This window comes from Myroides sp. C4067, assembly GCF_038039665.1.
Classification (GTDB): domain Bacteria; phylum Bacteroidota; class Bacteroidia; order Flavobacteriales; family Flavobacteriaceae; genus Flavobacterium; species Flavobacterium odoratimimum.
Window position 1 is genome coordinate 36847 of sequence record NZ_JBBPHJ010000025.1, and the last position, 20890, is coordinate 57736.

Annotated in this window: 22 protein-coding genes; 20 read left to right on the forward strand and 2 right to left on the reverse strand. The window is 34.5% G+C overall.

The annotated features are described in order from the left end of the window. Position 1 precedes the first annotated feature (1 nt). From AABL87_RS14765 to AABL87_RS14800, 8 genes are all read left to right on the forward strand, one after another. Positions 2-358, forward strand: coding sequence for an arsenate reductase family protein (locus AABL87_RS14765; protein ID WP_006262499.1), 357 nt, complete (start codon positions 2-4; stop codon positions 356-358). Between the two features lie 163 nt (positions 359-521). Next, entirely contained in the window at positions 522-1049 is a 528-nt protein-coding gene (locus tag AABL87_RS14770; RefSeq protein WP_006266054.1) for a dihydrofolate reductase family protein, read from the forward strand. A 799-nt stretch (positions 1050-1848) separates the two neighbouring features. After that, positions 1849-2697, forward strand: coding sequence for a YicC/YloC family endoribonuclease (locus AABL87_RS14775; RefSeq protein ID WP_326367777.1), 849 nt, complete (start codon positions 1849-1851; stop codon positions 2695-2697). Positions 2698-2727: 30 nt separating this feature from the next. Continuing rightward, a complete protein-coding gene (gene gmk, locus AABL87_RS14780) occupies positions 2728-3297 on the forward strand; it encodes a guanylate kinase (RefSeq protein WP_326367674.1) in 570 nt (189 codons plus the stop codon). Positions 3298-3307: 10 nt separating this feature from the next. Then, on the forward strand, positions 3308-3895 hold the full coding sequence (gene nadD, locus AABL87_RS14785) for a nicotinate (nicotinamide) nucleotide adenylyltransferase (RefSeq protein ID WP_006266056.1): 588 nt from the start codon (positions 3308-3310) through the stop codon (positions 3893-3895). Between the two features lie 77 nt (positions 3896-3972). Next, a complete protein-coding gene (locus AABL87_RS14790; protein WP_341277549.1) occupies positions 3973-5130 on the forward strand; it encodes an iron-containing alcohol dehydrogenase in 1158 nt (385 codons plus the stop codon). A gap of 329 nt (positions 5131-5459) precedes the next feature. Further along, a complete protein-coding gene (locus tag AABL87_RS14795; RefSeq protein ID WP_006257848.1) occupies positions 5460-6455 on the forward strand; it encodes an NAD(P)H-dependent glycerol-3-phosphate dehydrogenase in 996 nt (331 codons plus the stop codon). Positions 6456-6653: 198 nt separating this feature from the next. Then, positions 6654-7634: a TerC family protein gene (locus AABL87_RS14800; RefSeq protein ID WP_006262505.1), complete on the forward strand. Its 981-nt coding sequence runs from the start codon at positions 6654-6656 to the stop codon at positions 7632-7634. A gap of 75 nt (positions 7635-7709) precedes the next feature. Here the strand turns inward: AABL87_RS14800 and AABL87_RS14805 are convergent, their stop codons facing one another. Beyond that, positions 7710-8135 carry a c-type cytochrome gene (locus tag AABL87_RS14805; RefSeq protein WP_016649957.1) on the reverse strand — a complete coding sequence of 142 codons (426 nt, stop codon included), beginning with the start codon at positions 8133-8135 and terminating at the stop codon, positions 7710-7712. Positions 8136-8227: 92 nt separating this feature from the next. Beyond that, positions 8228-8635, reverse strand: coding sequence for a hypothetical protein (locus AABL87_RS14810; protein ID WP_006257845.1), 408 nt, complete (start codon positions 8633-8635; stop codon positions 8228-8230). Positions 8636-8888: 253 nt separating this feature from the next. Between AABL87_RS14810 and AABL87_RS14815 the strand changes: the two genes are divergently transcribed. The 12 genes from AABL87_RS14815 to atpG all read left to right on the forward strand — a co-directional run bounded on the left by AABL87_RS14815 (position 8889) and on the right by atpG (position 20694). Next, on the forward strand, positions 8889-10364 hold the full coding sequence (locus tag AABL87_RS14815) for a DUF5687 family protein (RefSeq protein WP_341277550.1): 1476 nt from the start codon (positions 8889-8891) through the stop codon (positions 10362-10364). A 1-nt stretch (position 10365) separates the two neighbouring features. Continuing rightward, positions 10366-11061: an ABC transporter ATP-binding protein gene (locus AABL87_RS14820; RefSeq protein WP_041888289.1), complete on the forward strand. Its 696-nt coding sequence runs from the start codon at positions 10366-10368 to the stop codon at positions 11059-11061. Between the two features lie 768 nt (positions 11062-11829). Beyond that, positions 11830-14433: a type IX secretion system periplasmic lipoprotein PorW/SprE gene (gene porW / locus AABL87_RS14825; protein WP_445929837.1), complete on the forward strand. Its 2604-nt coding sequence runs from the start codon at positions 11830-11832 to the stop codon at positions 14431-14433. 24 nt (positions 14434-14457) lie between these two features. Beyond that, positions 14458-14853: a bactofilin family protein gene (locus AABL87_RS14830; protein WP_006262510.1), complete on the forward strand. Its 396-nt coding sequence runs from the start codon at positions 14458-14460 to the stop codon at positions 14851-14853. 6 nt (positions 14854-14859) lie between these two features. Beyond that, entirely contained in the window at positions 14860-15075 is a 216-nt protein-coding gene (locus tag AABL87_RS14835) for an AtpZ/AtpI family protein (RefSeq protein WP_006257840.1), read from the forward strand. Then, positions 15075-15473, forward strand: a complete 399-nt coding sequence (locus tag AABL87_RS14840; protein WP_006257839.1) for a hypothetical protein — start codon at positions 15075-15077, stop codon at positions 15471-15473. Before AABL87_RS14835 ends, AABL87_RS14840 begins: the two co-directional genes overlap by 1 nt. Positions 15474-15578: 105 nt before the next feature. Next, complete coding sequence (gene atpB / locus AABL87_RS14845) at positions 15579-16757, forward strand: F0F1 ATP synthase subunit A (RefSeq protein WP_006262511.1); 1179 nt, start codon at positions 15579-15581, stop codon at positions 16755-16757. A 55-nt stretch (positions 16758-16812) separates the two neighbouring features. Then, positions 16813-17007, forward strand: coding sequence for an ATP synthase F0 subunit C (atpE, locus tag AABL87_RS14850; RefSeq protein ID WP_006257837.1), 195 nt, complete (start codon positions 16813-16815; stop codon positions 17005-17007). 94 nt (positions 17008-17101) lie between these two features. Further along, positions 17102-17602: a F0F1 ATP synthase subunit B gene (locus AABL87_RS14855; RefSeq protein ID WP_006257836.1), complete on the forward strand. Its 501-nt coding sequence runs from the start codon at positions 17102-17104 to the stop codon at positions 17600-17602. A gap of 13 nt (positions 17603-17615) precedes the next feature. Further along, complete coding sequence (gene atpH, locus AABL87_RS14860) at positions 17616-18152, forward strand: ATP synthase F1 subunit delta (protein WP_006257835.1); 537 nt, start codon at positions 17616-17618, stop codon at positions 18150-18152. A 41-nt stretch (positions 18153-18193) separates the two neighbouring features. After that, the gene (gene atpA, locus AABL87_RS14865; protein ID WP_006257834.1) at positions 18194-19768 is read left to right on the forward strand and encodes a F0F1 ATP synthase subunit alpha; all 1575 of its coding nucleotides are present in this window, start codon (positions 18194-18196) and stop codon (positions 19766-19768) included. A gap of 65 nt (positions 19769-19833) precedes the next feature. Further along, positions 19834-20694, forward strand: coding sequence for an ATP synthase F1 subunit gamma (gene atpG, locus AABL87_RS14870; RefSeq protein WP_006257833.1), 861 nt, complete (start codon positions 19834-19836; stop codon positions 20692-20694). Positions 20695-20890 lie beyond the last annotated feature (196 nt).

Genomic DNA, 20890 nt, shown 5'->3' on the forward strand with positions numbered 1-20890 from the left:
TATGAGAAAGATATATTATTTAAGTACTTGTACGACATGTAAGCGTATCATGGCTGAGATGCCTGAATTAGATACGTTTGAACTACAAGAGATTAAGAAGAACCCTGTAACAGAGCCACAGTTAGAAGAGATGTATAAGCAAGTGGGTAGCTATGAAAAACTATTCAATAAGCGTGCTCAACTGTACAAAAGTGAAGGGTTGAAAGACAAGAATCTTCAAGAAGATGATTTTAAAAAACTTATTCTAGAGCAATATACTTTCCTTAACCGCCCTGTGATGTTTATCGATGGTAACATCTATGTTGGGAATAGTAAGAAAGTAGTAGAGGCTGCTATCGAACAAGTAAAGAATAAATAGTAAGGAAAAAGAGTCAGCATGTGCTGGCTCTTTTTTGTTATAAGGTAAACATTAATGCAATGAATTATATAAACGGTTCAGATAAGTTTTTTACCTGCTGAGGTAATTTTTTGTTTATAGGAGGATAAAAGTTTGCAATTTTGTGTTTTAAAATCAAAGATATATGAGACAGGTAGTATTATACATTTCGAGTAGTTTGGATGGTTATATCGCTAAACCTGGGGATGATTTGAGTTTTTTGGATGCTGTACAGCGAGAAGGAGAAGATTATGGTTATACCGCTTTTGTAGAAACGATTGATACGGTCTTAATCGGTAAACGTACGTATGATTGGGTAGTAAGTCAAGGACATGGGTTTCATCATGCGGATAAAGAGGCGTATGTCATGACTAGACAAAGTCTACCTAAAGAAGGTAATGTGACTTTCTATAATGGTGATCTAAAAGAACTTGTATCTAGACTGAAATCACAAGAAGGTAAAGATATATTTTGCGATGGTGGAGCACAGTTAGTCAACAGATTATTGAAGGATGGACTTATAGATAAGATCGTATTATCTGTTATCCCAGTATTATTAGGTGAAGGTACTAGACTATTTGATATCGGTATACCAGAGTCTAAGTTAAAGCTAGAGAATACAAAGTCTTTTGAATCAGGATTAGTACAATTATGTTATAGCCTAATTAAGTAGTTTATGAAGTATTCTTTTGCTGATTGACTTCTATTAAAATAGGTTTGTTAGTATTTTTAAGTATGTTTTTTACACATGCAAATATCTGTATATCTGTCGATTAAATACTTTTTTGAAAAAATATTCTTTTTTTGATGTGACCAAATGCGATGCTTGTTGTCTTAATATCGAAGACGAAAGGGAAGAATTGCTATTAATTCCTTTATAAAAAAGAAAAGAAAAAGTTTTAAGTGTTTGGGGGTTAAATTAAAACAGAAGAGTTAAGGTTAGGTTGTTTTAGTAAAAAATTTAATTCACATAGTTTCATCGCGACTTTTACTATTGCTGACTTTGTAGATTGTGGTGGTCTAAATAAGGACTTAGAAGGCGTAGTTCATAGTTATGGTTGTTTTGGTTATCTCCTATTCTAGGCGATGGAACGAACAAATAATAGGAGTATAAAACACAAAAGAGAGCTATATAGCTCTCTTTTTTTATGTGTATCTGTTATTTCTTATTAGCCTGTTTAAGAGCTTTACATCACTTAAGTATAGGAATCAGAAGCATAGAAGCTATTACTAGTGTTTTATAGGTTCTATTTATTTATAATTTGTGTTTTATTCCTTTGGGTATGAATGTATTTACTAATAAAAGAGCTTTTATTTGAAGTTATAGAAGATAAACAGGTGTATTATCACAGATATATTGACTTAGAGTTAATCTGTAATCTTATTAAGCAGTATTTTGTGCTATTTATAAGTCAGTTAGTAATGATTTTGTTACCTTTGTAGCTATTATTTTTTAATATATGATACAATCGATGACAGGATTTGGTAAGGCATGTTTGCAATTACCAACAAAGAAAATCACAGTAGAAGTAAAATCGCTTAATAGCAAAAGCTTAGATCTAAATGTTAGATTGCCTTTGATGTATAGAGAGAAAGAACTACCTCTTCGTAATCTTATAGCACAAGAATTAGAGCGTGGTAAAGTAGATTTCTCATTATATAGTGAGATTACAGCAGAAGAAACTTCTAATAAGATTAATGGCCCTATCGTGATGGCATATATTGATCAAATGAAGGAGATTATCCCTGATGCAGATGCTACAGAGCTTATGAAAATGGCTGTACGTATGCCTGATGCTTTAAAAGTAGAGCGTGCTGAGCTAGACGAGAATGAGTGGAAAGAGATAGAAAAGGTTATCACTGAGGCTATCGCTAATATGAAGGAATTCCGCGCTAGTGAAGGAGCTTCATTAGAGCAAGACTTCAGACTGCGTATCGGTAACATCCGTAAGTATATGGATGAGGTATCTGTATTAGATAAAGAGCGTATCGTGACTGTAAAAGAAAGATTGCGTACGAACTTAGTAGAACTTCAGTTAAATATCGATGAGAATAGATATGAGCAAGAGGTGATCTACTATCTAGAGAAGATGGATATCACAGAGGAGAAAGTACGTCTGAGTAAACACTTAGATTACTTCATCGAAACACTTGAAGGAGCTGAGGCTAATGGTCGTAAACTTGGATTTATTGGTCAAGAGATGGGACGTGAGATTAATACTATGGGATCTAAATCTAACCACGCTGAGATGCAGAAAATAGTGGTAAAGATGAAAGATGAATTAGAGAAAATAAAAGAGCAAGTACTAAACGTACTTTAGGTTATATATACAACACGACAGAATATTATTATGCAAAGAGGTAAGTTAATCGTTTTCTCTGCTCCATCTGGTTCAGGTAAAACTACAATAGTAAGACATTTATTAGAGCAAGAAGATCTGAACCTAGCGTTCTCTATCTCTTGTACATCTCGTGAACCAAGAGGTGAAGAGGTGAATGGTAAAGATTACTATTTTATTTCTCTTGATGAGTTTAAACAAAATATAAAAGGGGAAAAGTTCTTAGAATGGGAAGAGGTATATAGAGATAACTTCTATGGTACACTTAGTAGTGAAGTAGAACGTCTGTGGGCAGAAGGTAAGAATGTAATATTCGATATCGATGTAGCAGGAGGTCTTCGTATTAAGCGTAAATTCCCAGATGAGACTTTAGCTGTATTTGTGAAACCACCTAGTATAGATGAATTGAAGATTCGTCTTAAAAAGCGTTCTACAGAGAGTGAAGATAAGATCAATATGCGTATTGCAAAAGCTTCAGTAGAATTAGCTACAGCTCCTCAGTTTGATATGATTATTAAAAATTACGACTTAGATACAGCTAAGAATGAGGCTGTAGAGTTAGTAAAGAACTTTATTAAGTAAGAAGATAAGTATGAAGGTAGGGTTGTATTTTGGAACATTTAATCCTATTCATATCGGTCATTTAGTTATTGCTAACCATATGGTGCAGTACACTGACCTAGATGAAGTATGGATGGTGGTAACTCCTCATAGTCCTTTAAAGAAAAAGAAAGGTCTATTAGAGGATTTTCATAGGATACATATGGTTAATTTGGCTACGGCTGATTATGATTATATCAAGCCTTCTGACGTAGAGTTTAATTTGCCACAACCTAATTATACTGTGAATACGATGGCGCATCTACATGAGCGCTATCCTAAACACGAGTTTAGTTTATTAATGGGACAAGACAATCTAGATAGTCTACCTAAGTGGAAGAACTACGAGGTACTATTAGAGCGTTATCCTATCTATGTATATCCTCGTATATTCAGTGGCAAAGAGGAGGCTAATCCTCTTCTAGCTCACCCTAATATACATTTAGTAGAGAATGCACCAATCATGGAAATATCTGCTACGTTTATTAGAGACTCCATTAAAGAGGGGAAGAATATTATGCCTCTACTTGATAAAGAAGTGTGGAAGTATATAGACCACAACTTGTTTTATAAGAAATAATTAAATAGATTTTAATACTATAAAAGGAATGCATATGCATTCCTTTTTTTAATTTTATAAGATAAAAGAAAGTAGTTATGTTGAATTTTGAATTATATAACCCTACTCGTTTATTGTACGGGAAAGGACAGATAGGTGAGATAGCTAATCTAATCGATAAAAAGAGTAAAGTACTAATCGTATACGGTGGAGGTAGTATTAAGAAGAATGGTGTTTATGATCAAGTGATAAAGGCTTTAGAAGGGTATGAAGTAGTTGAGTTTTCGGGAGTAGAACCTAATCCTCGATATGAGACATTAGTGAAAGCTGTTGATTTGATTAAGAAAAAGAAGGTTGACTTTATCTTAGGTGTAGGCGGAGGAAGTGTGATAGACGGGGTTAAGTTTATATCAGCAGCTGTACACTATGATGGCAATTCTATAGATATTATTCAGAAAAAACTAAATGTAAACTGGAAGGCTATGCCTTATGGTGCGATATTGACATTGCCTGCTACAGGTAGTGAGATGAACTGTGGTGCAGTGGTAACGATAGAGGCTACTCAAGAGAAACTATCATTCTCAGGAGAGGTATTATATCCTGTGTTCTCTGTATGTGATCCTACTGTGATTGCTTCTTTGCCTGAGAAGCAGATTGCTAATGGTATAACAGATGCTTTCGTCCATGTGTTAGAACAGTATCTTACTTTCCCTCAAGGTGCACCTTTACAAGATAGATTTGCAGAGAGTATCCTACAGACCTTAATAGAAGTTGCCCCTAAGATACTAAAGGATCCTACTGATTATGATGCGGCGATGAACTATATGTGGTGCTGTACGATGGCTCTAAATGGGCTAATATCGAAAGGAGTAAAAGAAGATTGGGTGACACATGCTATTGGTCATGAATTAACTGTGTTATATGGTATAGATCACGGTCGTACATTAGCTATTATAAGCCCTAATCTATATAGTGTGATGTTCGATACGAAGAAAGAGAAATTAGCGCAGTTCGGTAGACGAGTATTTACTCTAGAAGGGAGTGATGATGAGGTAGCTAGACTGGCTATAGAGCGTATGGTAGCGTTCTTTCATTCTCTAGGAGTTGCTACTAAACTGAGTGATTATACTGAAGATGGAGAGAAGGCTGTAGAGTGGATTGCTGAACGATTTAATGAAAGGGGATGGCTAGCAATGGGAGAAAAGAAAAATATAACAATTGACAAAGTAAGAGAAATAGTCAAGCTAAGTTTATAATTCTATAGAGAAGCACATTTACTGCAATGGTGAATGTGCTTTTGTTTTTTTATGTTTAAAGGAGTTGATAATTAGCAGTATATCTTATATACTGTTAATTTAATCTAAAATCGGTCACGGAATGTGAAGGTATATGCTTTGTTTTTAATTAAACTAAAATGCGAATATGTAAATAAAAGTGTTTTTTATCGGCTTGTTTCTGAGTTAAACTTAGATTTATTTCAATATTTGTTGAATAAATGATGTGTTTTTTCAGCTTAAGCTATTGTTGTTCTAATTGTTTGCAATGTGTTTTTTACTTACTTTTGACCAACTAATAAATTTAGTGTATGAATGAATATCCGAAAATTGCAGTTATAGGTGGTGGGAGCTGGGCTACTGCTATAGTAAAAATGTTGAGCGAAAACCTAACTGAGATTGCTTGGTATATGCGTAACGAATCTGCATTAGAAGAGATAAAAGTTAATTATCACAATCCTAATTACCTAAGTTCTGTAGAATTTGATGTAGAACAATTAAGGTTGACGAATGATATAAACAAAGCAATCTCTTATGCGGATTATGTAATCTTCGCTATTCCGTCTGCGTTCTTGTCACAGGAGATGAGTAGATTACATGTTAGCCTAGAAGGGAAAGTTATCGTATCTGCGATTAAAGGGATTATCCCTGAGACGAGTCTTATCGTAGGAGAACACTTCCATCAAACTTATAATGTACCATACGAGAACATTGCAGTAATCACTGGTCCATGTCATGCTGAAGAGGTGGCTCTAGAACGCCTATCTTATTTAACGATTGCTTGTCAAACAGAAGAGTATGCTAAGACAATATCTAACTGTGTAAGCAGTCATTATATCAAAGCGAAAACAACGGATGATATTATCGGTACAGAGTATGCAGCAGTATTAAAGAATATCTATGCTGTAGCATGTGGTATCGCTCATGGTCTTGGCTATGGAGATAACTTCCAAGCTCTACTGATGAGTAATGCTATCCGTGAGATGAAGAAGTTCATTAAGAAAGTGCATAGAATGAAACGTAATATTAATAACTCTGCCTATTTAGGAGATTTATTAGTAACAGGATATTCTCTGTTCTCTCGTAACCGTATGTTTGGTAATATGATAGGTAAGGGATATACTGTAAAGTCAGCTCAAATGGAAATGAATATGATCGCAGAAGGGTACTATGCTTCTAAGAGTGCTTATGAACTAAATAAGCAATATGGTGCTAAGACTCCGATAATCAATGCAGTATATGATATTTTATACAATGGAAAAGACCCTAAAAAGGTATTCAGAAAACTTACTGAGAAATTAGATTAAAAAAAATATAGATTTAGCCGTGTTTAGGTTTTATTCTAAAAATGTAAAATAACTTATTGTTTTTCAATAAGTTATTTTTTTTAGCTGTAATTTTGAGATACAAAAGTTTGTTTGTAATTTGTTGATTTAATGTTAGTTAAGGAGTGTTCTCTTGGGGGAGATTATTCCATTTAGTTTTGTCAAGTAAAAAATTAAAAGATGGATCATTTAATCAATCACCCTGCTTTATTAGGGGTATTTGGAGTAGTCGTTATTATCATGCTACTTTTAGACTTAGGAGTATTTAATAAACACAGTCACACTGTATCAACAAAAGAAGCACTGATCTGGACAGCTGTGTGGATAGGCTTAGCAATGTGTTTTAGTGGAGTTATTTATTATTACCTCGACTTCGAAAACTTTGCAAGGTTTCAATCAGCTTATTGGATAGAGAAAGCACTATCAGTAGATAATCTATTTGTATTTATACTAGTGTTCACCTTTTTTAAGGTTCCAAAAGAGTTACACCACAGAGTGTTATTCTGGGGGATTTTAGGAGCTTTAGTCTTTAGAGCTATCTTCATTTTTGCGGGTGTAGAGATTATTAATCATACATATCTACCTGCGATGGAAGTATTTGGTAGAACAGTAGAGATTAATGTGGTATTGACCATATTTGGTATCTTCTTGTTGATTTCGGGTATTAAGTCTTGGTTTGCAAAAGAGGAACACGATGAGAATGAAGACTTATCTAAGAATTTTGCTGTACGTATGGTGCATAAGTTCTTTAAGGTAAGTGATGAGTATGATGGAGAGAAGTTCTTTACAGTTAAGAATGGAGTGCGTATGGTGACGCCATTATTCGTAGCATTAATGGTGATAGAGTTCACAGACGTGATCTTTGCAGTAGATAGTATACCTGCTATTTTTGCTATCGCACCAGATGATCCATTTATCTTATATACATCTAATATCTTTGCGATCTTAGGATTGAGATCATTATACTTCTTATTAGCTAACTTTATGGATAGATTCTCTAAGTTAAAATATGGTTTAGCTATTATCTTATCTTTTATTGGAATCAAGATGATAGTATCTCCATTCTACCATGTAGAATCATTAGTGTCATTAAGTATTATAGGAGGTGTATTAGTATTATCAGTGGTAGCATCATTTATGTTCCCTCCTAAAAAGGATTAATAAAAGTATATCAAATATATAATAAGAAAGCCCTTCTAACAGAAGGGCTTTCTTATATCTTATCAATAGTGACATCTATAGTTTTAAAGACTGTGAAGGTTTAGCAGTACCTCTATGACACATAGCACATGATACTACATCGATGGTCTCTGGTTTCGGGTGATTCTGCCAATTAAAGTTCTCAGCATTGATCTTTTGAGTCATTGTGATCATGTGTCGAGCGAACTCTTTTTCTTTTTTTGTATCTGCAGCGAAGTCTAGTTTATCGGTTCCTTCTACTGTAGTGTGACAGTATCCACATTTCACTCCTAATGCATCATTATAGCCTCTCATTAGTCCTTTAAGGCTGTCATTAGAAATATCTTTTGGCAATACCTTTAAGTTTTTCCATTCTATGTCTCCTGCTTTACTTTCTGTTACAAGTGTTGACGAGCTAAAAGCAAATAATGTTACTAATACACCTAAACAGCATAAAATACTCAATACATTTTTAATTTTCATAATCATCTATTTTTATAGTTGTGCTTACCAAATTAAGCAAACTAACATTTGGATTGATTATAAATTAAGATGTTGATAAATTGGGTATTAAATTATTTCGCTAATATCCCTTTTTTAGTAGTAAATGGTAATGTCTGTAAATGTGCGTCTCCTAGAGAGTCCTGAATGAAGGTATATGTCTTATCATATAATTTTCCTCCTTGGAAGAAAGTAAGCATAAATGAATTACTCAGTTTAAAAACAGATTCATCTAACAATTCTATTTTTACACTTTCTTTGGGAGCAAGAGATTTGAATGCATGTCTAAATACTCCTGTACCTCTTACTTCACCGTCTATCTCACCTATCGCTTGTGATACTACTAGGATAGCTTCCATTTCTTGATCTGAGTTATTGAATAGATATGCATACCATGAGTCTGCTAAGAACTCTTCATTATATTCTTTTATGATTGCAATCTCTATATCTTTTACTACTGGAATCTCTATGTCTTTTTTCATTGTATTAATATTTTGGGCAAAGATAAATGATTTTGTCCTAAATATCGTAGTCATTGAAGTGAGGTAGAGTTGGTTTAATATTGTAGTATAAATAAGTGGTTAAGTGTTAATTTTTAGGTTAATTATAGGTTTTGTGATGATGATAATCTGCGTTTGTTTTAATGATAAAGTATATAATTTAAAAATAATGTTATTTTAGTTGTAACAAAATGCCTAAATATAGTACTAATTGTTATAATAAATATTTATAGCAATGCGTAAGTTGTTTGTTTTTCTAGAAAAGAAAAGATTGTCTCGAAGCAATGATAAGACCATGAATACGATATTGGTTGTCTTTAAGTGGATAGCGATAGTGTATTTTGGTTTACTGTTTTTGATAATGGGGATGAGTGGTTTTTTTATTATCGAAGATATGAATCTAGGTATGGGATCACCTATACAGGTGATTAGTAGGTTTTGGATGTATTATATGGTGATGGAGATGTTTATGAGGTTTACACTTCAGAAGTTGCCGACTGCCACTATAAAACCGCTGCTTGTACTGCCTTTTCCTAAGATTAAGATTGTGAACTTCTATATAGGAAGTTCTTTCATCAGTGCGTTTAACTTTATTCAGTTACTATTTATTCTTCCATTTGCGATAGTTAGTATGGTACAGGGATATTCTGTTTTAGGAGTAATTGCTTGGATGATAGCAGTCTATTTATGTGTGTGTACGATGCACTTTGTCAATATACTGATAGAGTCATATAAATCTGTTTTTATAGCTGTTATAGTAGTATTCGGATTATTAGCCGCGATTCAGTATTACCAATTATTTGACAGTACTTTATACACACAGCACTTACTGTATAGTGTGTATGAATATCCTGCATTAGTATTAGTTTACGGTGGAGTGTTGTGGTTAGTTATTAAGATGACCGTGCGTTACTACGTTAAGAATATGTATATGGATGATCTGCTAAAGGTCAAAGTAGAAGTAGCTACTACGCGTGAGATGAAATGGTTAGATGGATTTGGGACGTATGCTTCTTTTCTTAAGAATGATTTGCGATTGATTACTCGAAATAAACGAGCACGTACTACGGTGCTTATGAGCGTATTATTTATGTTCTACGGTTTCCTTATACTTCGTCCAACAGAAATGGGAGGGTATCCGACCTTTATGTTAATCTTCGTTGCCTTCTTTGTATCAGGTGGTTTCCTAATGATGTTTGGACAGTATGTGCCTAGTTGGGATTCTTCTTATTACTCTTTTATGATGACTCAGAATATCACGTATAAGAATTATTTAAAGTCTAAATGGTTAATTATTGCGTTGGGAACTGGCGTGTCTATGTTGGCGGCGGTATTGTATATCTGGACGAGTATGGATCTAGTGTATTTAATCATTGCGAATGGAGTGTTTAATATTGGTATCAATGGTTATATCGTATTATGGGGAGGTGCTTATCTAAAAAGCCCTGTCGACTTAACAGCGAATAAGAATGTATTTGCAGATAAGAATGCATTTAACCTTAGGGTGATGCTGATCTCGCTACCTAAGCTCTTTTTGCCTATTCTAATCTATTATATCGGGTTTTGGGTATATGGTTTTTGGGGAGGATTTACCTTGTTAACCGGAATAGGGATCATAGGAATGTTCTTCCAAAATCAAGTGTTTAAGTACATAGAGAAAATTTATAAACAAGAAAAATATAGCACAATAGAGGCTTTTAAATCTAAGTAATATGATAGTAGTAAATAATTTAGTAAAGTCTTATGGTCAACAGACTGTTTTAAATATACCTAGTTTAGAAATAACAAAAGGGCAAAGTGTTGGATTAGTTGGGAATAATGGTGCTGGTAAAACGACCTTTTTCAGCCTTCTATTAGATCTAATCAAACCTACTCAAGGGAGCATTTCTAATAAAGGAAATGTAGTTAGTGAAAATGAGGAATGGAAAAAGTATACAGGATCATTCTTCGATGACTCTTTCTTAATCGGGTACCTGACACCTGAAGAGTACTTTTATTTCGTAGGAGAACTGAGAGGGATGTCACGTACAGATATAGAGAGTTATTTAAACGAATATGTAAGTTTCTTCAATGGAGAAGTGCTGAATCAACGCAAATATTTGCGTGATTTCTCTAAGGGTAATCAAAAGAAGGTAGGTATTATAGCTGCCTTTATGGGAAAACCTGAGTTAGTTATTTTAGACGAACCTTTTGCTAATCTGGATCCAACTACACAGTTGAGATTAAAAGAATTGGTAAAACAAAAAATGAAAGATAGAGAGATCACGATTATTATATCGAGTCATGATCTTCAACATACTTATGAGGTGTCTGATCGAGTGATCGCCTTAGAAAAAGGACAAATCATGAAAGATGTCTTGACGCAGGATATCACATTTGATGCATTAGAAGAGTTCTTTCAGGTATGATAGAATGCATTTCTTTTTCATTTCAGTTTGATTACAATGGCTTTATGCATGATGGTATAATGAGATTGTTTTAGATTGAGGGGATTAGGTTAAAATAAAGATAGAAATATTAATAGATGAGCTTCGATTTCGTTATGGATGAATAAGAGGAGAGCGTTTCGCTTGCACTTCTTAGGGGATTGCTAGGAGTTTTCTAGGGGTTTTCTTGCCTAGAAGGTGCTTTTCTCGAAGAAAGGTGCAAGAAACCCTCAAGGAATCCCCTAGTAAATCAGTATCAAAATACCTTTGGTTTATAAATAGACAGTGATAAAGACTAGATTTAGTTTGAGATTTTTTTGCTTATTGTGTGAATTCAAAAAACTCATTATTAATCGAACGAAAAAGGAGAATATTACTTAATTGGTTAGTTAGCGGGACTCTAGTGAATCTATTTTGCTAGAGTTTTGTGTTTATAGTTATTGCCTAAGATTCCCAAGAAGTAGAATAATAGAAAATATAGGATATTGAGAATGTTTTAGTGATATGTGGTTAGATTGCTATAGGATGCTATAAATTGACTGAGATATTGCGATAAGTAGTGTAAATTACTTTTATTGGTTTTGTTTCTGTAGAACTTTAAAAACTTTTAAAATACAGTCGAAGTATTTCTAAAAGTAATGTATTTTTACGTTTTGTTATATACTAAAATAGTGAATTTGTAGTTTTTAAGTAAAGCTCATTGTGTTGAATACTCGTTTTAAATATCTGATTTTTTTAGTTTTACTTCTTTTGGGAGCAGCTTGTTCTGTAAAGAAAGATAAGTTATTGAATAGAGGGTATCACGCGATGACTACTCGGTATAATATTCTATATAACGGAGAATTGGCTTATGAAGAGGCTTTAATTTCTTTAAAAAAGGATTATTACGATGACTTTTGGGAGATACTGCCTGTAGAGCGTATCGACATTAAGATAGACTCTACACGTGAGTTCGAGAGAGGTAGGTCACTAGAGTCTAAAAAAGGATCTATTCTAGACAATGTGCAAGTAGATGGAGCCAATGTTACAGGTGAAGAAGAACAGGGAGAGGTAGGATTTAGACGAGCTGAAGATAAAGCAGCTAAGGCCATTCAGAAACACTCTATGTACATAAAAGGGCGTGAGCGCAACTTCCAGATTGATGATGCTTATCTGATGTTAGGACAGGCTAGGTACTATGACGGACGTTTTGTACCAGCACTAGAGGCTTTTAATTATATTCTGTATAAGTACCCAGACGGGAGCTTAATAAATGATGCAATCATCTGGCGTGAGAAATCTAATGTGCGCCTTACTTATGATGATATTGCAATTAAAAATTTAAATGAATTTCTTCGAGATAAAAAAGATAAACTAAGGAAGCAACAGGTGGCAGATGCGAATGCTACGCTTACTCAGGCTTATATCAATATAGAGGAATATGCTTCTGCTATACCGCCTCTAAAGATAGCTATAGAACACACTAAGGATAAGGAGGAGTATGCACGTTATACTTTTATCCTTGGACAGCTATATGCTAAGTTAGGCAAGGAGACGGAAGCGAATGAGGCATTCGGTATCGTAATCGATATGAATCGAAAGAGCCCTCGATCTTATGTGATACAGTCTCATGCGCAGCAGTTTGGTCTGAAGCCTACTCAGGCTAAAGATTCGGTAGCGTTCTTAAAGAAGTATAAAAGATTAATTAGAGATAGAGAGAACAGAGATTACTTAGATGTATTACATCGTCAGGTAGGGCTGTTCTATGAAGGTAGTGGCAATACAAAAGAGGCATTAAAATCGCTAAAAAGAGCTGTTAAGTTAAGTAAAGGTGATAAGCAGTTAAAGTCTAAAAACTACTTGAGTATAGCCGAAATTTACTTTAATGAAGCTGGTTATGCGTTGGCAGGTCAGTATTATGACAGTGTGTTGTCTATTATGCCTGCTAAGGCTAAGGAGCGCTTTAGAATAGCCAAGAGACGTGATGCATTAAGAGATGTGGTGAAATATGAAAGAGTAGCTCATGTCAATGATAGTGTACTTCGATTAGTAGCGATGAGTGATGATCAGCGGATAGCTTATTTTCAGAAGTATGTAGATGATCTTAGAAAAGAAGACTTTAGAAAGCTACAGGCAACACTTAAAAAACAAAGAGGAGGAAATCAGAATTATTTTAATATGGCAACTTTCGGGGAGGCTATAGATGTTGCTTTTGGTACAAATAATCAGCAGACAGGAGGTAGTTCTACATTCTACTTCTACTCAACTCAAGCAGCTGCCTTTGGAAAGACAGAGTTTAGAAGAAAATGGGGGAATAGACCTTCTGTAGATAACTGGAGATGGGCGGCTGATATACAAGAAGCGCAGAATAATGCTGCGGCAGAGGAACAAGTAGCTGAGAATGCAAATCAAAATAATAGCACAGAGCAGTTTAATGATACGAGGTATGATATCAATAGCTATATTTCTAAGATTCCAACAGATGAAAAAGAGATAGCGTCTATCAAGAAAGATAGAGACTTTGCTTATTTCCAACTGGGCTCTATGTATGCAGATCGATTTAAGAAATATGATTTGGCTAGTCAGAGATTAGAGACGTTATTGACCTTTGATCCTACAGAGAGATTAATCTTACCAAGTATGTATAAGCTTTACAAGATTTATCAAGAAATAGATATGGCAAAGGCTATAGCTATGAAGGATAGAATTATCAGTCAATATCCTAATTCTAGATACGCTAAGTTATTGCAGAATATGTCAATGGATAAAATCGATGACTTATCACCAGAACAGATTTATGCGCAGGCGTATAAGGTGTATGCTGATGGGACGGACTATAACAATGCACTGCGAACTATAGATCGCGCCTTAGAGCGATTCGATGATGAAGGGTATGTGAGTAAACTGGAGTTGCTGAAAGCACATGTGATTGGTCGATTGAAGGGAATCGAGTCATATAAAGAAGCATTGAATTTTGTGGCTCTGACCTATAGCTCTTCTCGTGAAGGAAGAGAAGCAGAGGAGTTGTTAAAGACAACGATTCCGATGTTAGAAGCTAGAGAATTTTCTACAGGGGAATCAAATAATTGGAAAGTAGTGTTACTAGTTCAGGACAAAGAGTCGAGTAGTAATCAGTTGATAAGCCGTAGATTTATACAGTTTGCAACTGCTAATAGTAGTAAGGGAATAAAGTATTCTGAAGACCCGTATATCGGTGTTGGAGAATTCTTTGTATTACATGGATTTAAGAATAAGGAGGATGCAGTCTATGCAGCAAGAAGTGTGGATAGTAATGCTGTCACTATAAGTACTGATAACTACGTAATCGTTCAGATAAAGAAAAATTGGGAGAAATATATTGCTCCATCAGAATAAGGTTGAAGAAAAAAAGTAAAAATTATGTTCCAAAAAACGAAGAATGACGGGTCTATAGATCATTTAGGTAAAACAAATAGAATTATTGAGGCTACAATAATTAAAGGAGATATTGAAGCAGTGACGGATTTGCGTTTAGATGGTGTCTTACACGGTAATCTAAAAGTAAAAGGAAGAGTGGTTGTAGGGCCTCAAGCCCAAATCATCGGAAATGTGGAGTGTGAAAATGCTGATATAGAGGGCCTAGTAGAGGGTGTTCTGAAGGTGAAAGATTTACTACATATCAAGGAGACTGCAGATGTAAAGGGAGACTTATTAGTAGGAAGACTTTCGGTTGTACCAGGAGCTAAAATTCAAGTGAAATGCGATATGGCTATAGCAGGAAACGGAGAACAAGGTTCAGGTAAGAAAGGAAAATAAGTAGGAGTGAAAAAAAATTCAGGGCCAAACCGTTGGTTAAGTTTAATTAATATCCCTATTCAGATGGGGGTAACTATTTACTTGTTTCACTTGTTAGGTACTTGGTTAGATGATAAATATAATTTAGTTGACGGATTAGCAAATAAAATTTGTACGTTAATTGGAGTAGGATTAGCTTTGTACCAAGTTATAAAACAAGTAAATCAATTAAATAAAGATTAATGGATAAGGAAACAGTAAGTTTAAGTTTAAAACTTTTTGGGGTTTTAGCAGTTATATTTGCAATTCATTTTGCACTTTTCACATATACTGATTTTGGTCAGTCATTTGTAGAATTAGGTTATTCATTAGCGGGTTTTTATGGCTTTGAATTTATTTTTTCTATAGGAATGTTATTTGCTATGCAAGGAATAAAAACAAGTATGCCTAATAGCTTAGGATACGTGTTTTTAGGCTTTATTACAGTTCGATTATTGGCTAGTTACCTATTCGTAAGAGAAGGATTAGACAGCGAGAATGTAGATGAACTATTTAAGTATAATTTTCTGTTAGTTGTCTTGATTTATCTAGGCGGGGATGCATTTATTGCATATCGTATTTTAAATAAGAAGGTTAGTTAACAAAAAGATAATAAAAAAAAGTTTCGCAAGAAAGTATGAAAGTCTAAGATTTATTGTACTTTTGCACAAAATTTTAAGAACCATAAATATTCAAGAAGTTAAGGTATGGTGACTCTGAAGAAATCACTGAATTTATTAGCAGCTGTAATTTTTACAGCATCGTCGGTATTTTCGTACGCACAAAGTAATGCTCAGAAGCTTGAAGAATCTATTCAAGAAACAGAGCAGTCAATTGAAGAAACAATCGCTGCTGTAGAAGGTACAGAGCATGTAGAAGGAGAGAAAACACAAGCTGAAAAAGTGCAAGATCACATCACGCACCACTTAGCAGATGATTACTCTTTCATATTCTTCTCAGACGAGGCTACTGGTAAACACTACGGGTTTCCACTGCCAGTTATTTTAATAGACAATGGTCTTAAAGTATTTATGTCATCAGAATTTGACTACGGTAACAAAGTAGTTGAAAAAGATGGACAACACTACAAGTTATATCACAGTAAGATATACAAAACTGATGCAGCTGGTACTATCGAGTACGATGCTGAACATCATCCTACAAATGAAAAGCCATTAGATTTTTCTATCACTAAAAATGTGGCTTCATTATTATTTACTACAGTATTAATCTTCCTTATGTTCTTAAGCTTGGCTAAGACATACAAAAAAGGACCGAACAACTTGCCTAAAGGTTTTGCAAGAGCTTTAGAACCAATGGTGCTTTATGTTCGTGATGAGATGGCTATTCCAAATATCGGAAAGGACAAATACAAAAAGTTCATGCCATACTTACTGTCAGTATTCTTTTTAATTTTCTTATTGAACTTATTAGGATTGACTCCACTAGGATTCAACGTTACAGGAAGTATTTCGGTAACTGCGTGTTTGGCAATCTTTACATTCATAATTACACAGTTCTCTGCTAACAAGGATTATTGGAAGCACATGTTCTGGATGCCAGGTGTACCAGCACCAATGAAATTAATGTTAGCACCTATCGAAGTATTAGGAGCATTAATTAAGCCATTCTCATTGATGGTTCGTTTATTCGCTAACATTACAGCAGGTCACTCAGTAGTATTTGGACTTATCGCTATTATCTTCGTGATGAAAGAAGCTTTAGGTACTGCTGGAGCAGTAGGGATAGGATTCTTCTTATCAACGTTCTTAGTTGTATTAGAGATCTTAGTAGCGTTCTTACAAGCGTTCATCTTTACAATGTTATCTTCATTGTTTATCGGAATGGCTGTTGCAGAGCACGAACATGATGAGGCTCATCATTAATAGAATTAAATTAGAATAAAAATAAAATTTGTTTAATTAATATAAATCAATCACTATGACATTACCAAACATTATTGGTGCAGGTTTAATCGTAATCGGAGCTGGTTACGGATTAGGAAAAATCGGATCTTCTGCAATGGACGCTATCGCTCGTCAACCAGAAGCTGCTGGAAAAATCCAAACTGCAATGATCATTATTGGAGCTTTATTGGAAGGTTTAGCATTCGGTGCTTTAATCTTAGGTAAATAATCCAAGACAAGTAAAAGAGTTTATCTGTAACGGTTGGTTGCAGATAAACTTCTTAATTAAACAACATAGGTATTAAAAAGTATAATTTTAGATAATGGATAAATTAATTAACGATTTCGGTTTTGGATTATTTTTCTGGCAGTTCATCATTTTATTGGTGATTGTATTCATCCTAGGAAAATTTGCATGGAAACCAATTGTAAATGCTTTAGAGGCTCGTGAAGAGGGTATCGCTGATGCATTAGCAGCTGCTGAAAATGCTAAAAGAGAAATGGCTAATTTAAAAGCTGATAACGAGAAATTATTAGCAGAAGCTCGTGCTGAGCGTGATGCTTTAATTAAAGAAGCTCGTGAGATTAAAGAAAAAATGTTAGCTGACGCTAAAACTGAAGGTGAAGCTGTAGGAGCAAAAATGATTGCTCAAGCAAAAGCTGCTATCGAAAGTGAAAGAGCTACTGCTATCGTTGAGTTAAAAACTCAAGTTTCTTCTATTTCTATTGAAATTGCTGAGAAATTATTAAAAGAACAATTAGCTAACACGGAAGCTCAATCTAAATTGGTTGAGAAGATGTTAGACGAAGTTAAATTAAACTAATAAAAGGATCATTATGGTAAGCACTAGAGCAGCTGCAAGATATGCAAAAGCAATGCTAGAAGTTTCTGGTCAAAAAGGAAATGCTGAGGCTATTAATAGCGATATGATCTTGATCTCTGAATCAGTATCTCAAAGTGAAGACTTAAAAGTGTTTTTAACTAATCCTATCGTGAGTGGTGAGATTAAATTAAATGCTTTGTTAGAAGTATTCGCTAATGTTGATCAAAGTACTAAAGAATTGTTTAAAGTGCTTAAAGCGAACAATAGATTTGAAATCTTAGGTACAGTCGCTTTACAGTTTCAAGAGCAATACGAAGCTTTGAAAGGTATAGAGAGAGTTGTAGTTACTACGGCTGTTCCAATGGATGCCGCTTTAGAGAGTAAAGTTTTATCTAAAGTTCAAAGTTTAGCTCCTGGAAAACAAATTGTTGTTTCAAATATAGTAGATGCTTCTATCTTAGGAGGATTTATCTTGAAAATGGGAGATAAACAGTACAATGCTTCAATAGCGAATCAATTACAAGTTTTAAAAAGAGAATTAACTAATTAAAAAATCACCGCACGAATGTTCGTGTATAAACATAGATAAAAATGGCGGAAATTAAACCAGCTGAAATATCAGCGATTTTAAAGAAACAATTATCTGGATTTAGCTCAGAGGCTTCTTTAGAAGAAGTAGGAACAGTACTTGAAGTAGGAGATGGTGTTGCTCGTGTATACGGGTTAACAAACGCTGAATACGGAGAGCTAGTTGTATTCGAGAATGGACTAGAAGCAATGGTACAGAACCTTGAAGAGGATAATGTAGGTATTGTATTGTTAGGAGCTCCTACTGGTGTTAAAGAAGGATCTACAGTAAAAAGAACAGGTCGTATCGCTTCACTTAAAGTAGGTGAGAAAATGGTAGGACGTGTTGTTAATACATTAGGTCTTCCAATCGATGGTAAAGGTGCTATCGAAGGTGATTTATATGAGATGCCATTAGAGCGTAAAGCTCCTGGGGTAATCTACCGTCAACCTGTAACTGAGCCGTTACAAACAGGTATTAAATCTGTTGATGCCATGATTCCAATCGGACGTGGACAACGTGAGTTAGTAATTGGTGACCGTCAAACAGGAAAAACAACTGTTTGTATCGATACTATCTTAAATCAAAAAGAATTTTACGATGCTGGACAACCAGTATATTGTATATATGTAGCTATTGGACAAAAAGCTTCTACTGTAGCAGGAATTGCTAAAACTTTAGAAGATAAAGGTGCAATGGACTATACTATTATCGTAGCTGCAAATGCTTCGGATCCAGCTCCAATGCAAGTTTATGCTGCAATGGCTGGAGCTGCTATCGGAGAGTACTTCCGTGATACAGGACGTCCTGCATTAATTATCTATGATGATTTATCTAAACAAGCGGTAGCTTACCGTGAGATGTCATTAATCTTACGTCGTCCACCAGGTCGTGAGGCTTATCCTGGAGACGTTTTCTACCTTCACTCAAGATTATTAGAGCGTGCTGCTCGTATTATCGGTGATGATGAAATCGCTAAGAACATGAATGATTTACCAGAGTCTATCAGACCATTCGTTAAAGGTGGTGGTTCATTAACTGCTTTACCTATTATCGAAACTCAAGCTGGTGACGTTTCTGCTTATATCCCAACTAACGTAATTTCGATTACTGATGGACAGATATTCTTAGAGTCTGATTTATTTAACTCAGGTGTACGTCCAGCTATTAATGTTGGTATTTCTGTATCTCGTGTTGGAGGTTCTGCTCAGATTAAATCAATGAAGAAAGTAGCTGGTACTTTAAAACTTGACCAAGCTCAATACCGTGAGTTAGAAGCTTTCGCTAAGTTTGGTTCTGACTTAGATGCTGCTACAATGAACGTTATCTCTAAAGGACAACGTAACGTTGAGATCTTAAAACAAGCTGTTAACGATCCATATACTGTAGAGGATCAGGTAGCTATTATCTATGCAGGTTCTAAAAACCTTCTTAGAAGCGTACCAGTATCTAAAGTAAAAGAGTTTGAAAAAGACTATTTAGATGCTTTAAACTCTCGTCATAGAGATGTATTAGATCAGTTAAAAGCTGGTAAATTCACAGACGAAATTACTGCTGTGCTTGAGAAAGTAGCTAAAGAAATTTCTGCAAAATATTAAGAAATAATGTTTGTCTACAAGTGTTGATTATCTTCACTTGTAGATAAATTTATATACAATTTACAATGGCAAACCTTAAAGAAATACGTAATAGGATTTCATCAATTGGATCAACAATGCAGATTACATCTGCTATGAAGATGGTATCTGCAGCTAAGCTTAAAAAAGCTACTGATACTATTATGGCTATGCGTCCATATTCAGAAAAGTTGACTGAATTGATTCAAAATGTTAGCGCAACTTTAGAGGGTGATAATTCAGGAGTATATTCTCAAACTAGAGAGGTTAAGAATGTTCTTCTTGTGGTTATTACTTCAAACAGAGGTTTGTGTGGTGGTTTTAATGCGAATATTATTAAACAAATTAATACACTTAAAGCTACTCAATATAAAGACGTTAATGTTGATTTATTGACAATTGGTAAAAAAGGTCACGATATATTACGTAAATCTTTTACTGTAATTGAGAATAGAAGTGATTTGTTTGATCATGTAGATTTTGCAAATTGTGCTGTTATAGCTGAACAAATGATGGAAGCTTTCGTTGAAGAGAAATATGATTCAATTCAGATCGTTTACAATCAGTTCAAAAATGCTGCTACACAAGATGTAGTAACAGAGCAGTTTTTACCATTGTTACCAGTGGAATCTAGTGAAAATGCTAGTTCCGACTATATTTATGAGCCTTCTAAAGAAGAGATTATTAATACATTAATTCCTCTTTCTTTAAAAACTCAATTATTAAAAGCTGTTGCAGACTCTGTAGCTTCTGAACATGGAGCTCGTATGACTGCAATGCACAAAGCAACTGATAACGCTAAAGACTTACGTGATGAATTAACGTTAAGTTACAACAAAGCTCGTCAAGCTGCTATTACAAATGAAATTCTAGAAATTGTTGGTGGTGCTGAGGCATTAAACAACTAATCTGAATATTATACTTTTAGAAAAGGGATACTCGTCTGAGTATCCCTTTTTTTGTGTTATTAATAGATTTAAGACGTTTTTTGACATGTGCTGTCTGTTTGTTTGTCGATTGACGGAAAAGAGCTTAGAAAGTTTTTAATGTAGTTAGTTAGTTAGTTAGTTAGTTAGTTAGTTAGTTAGTTAGTTAGTTAGTTAG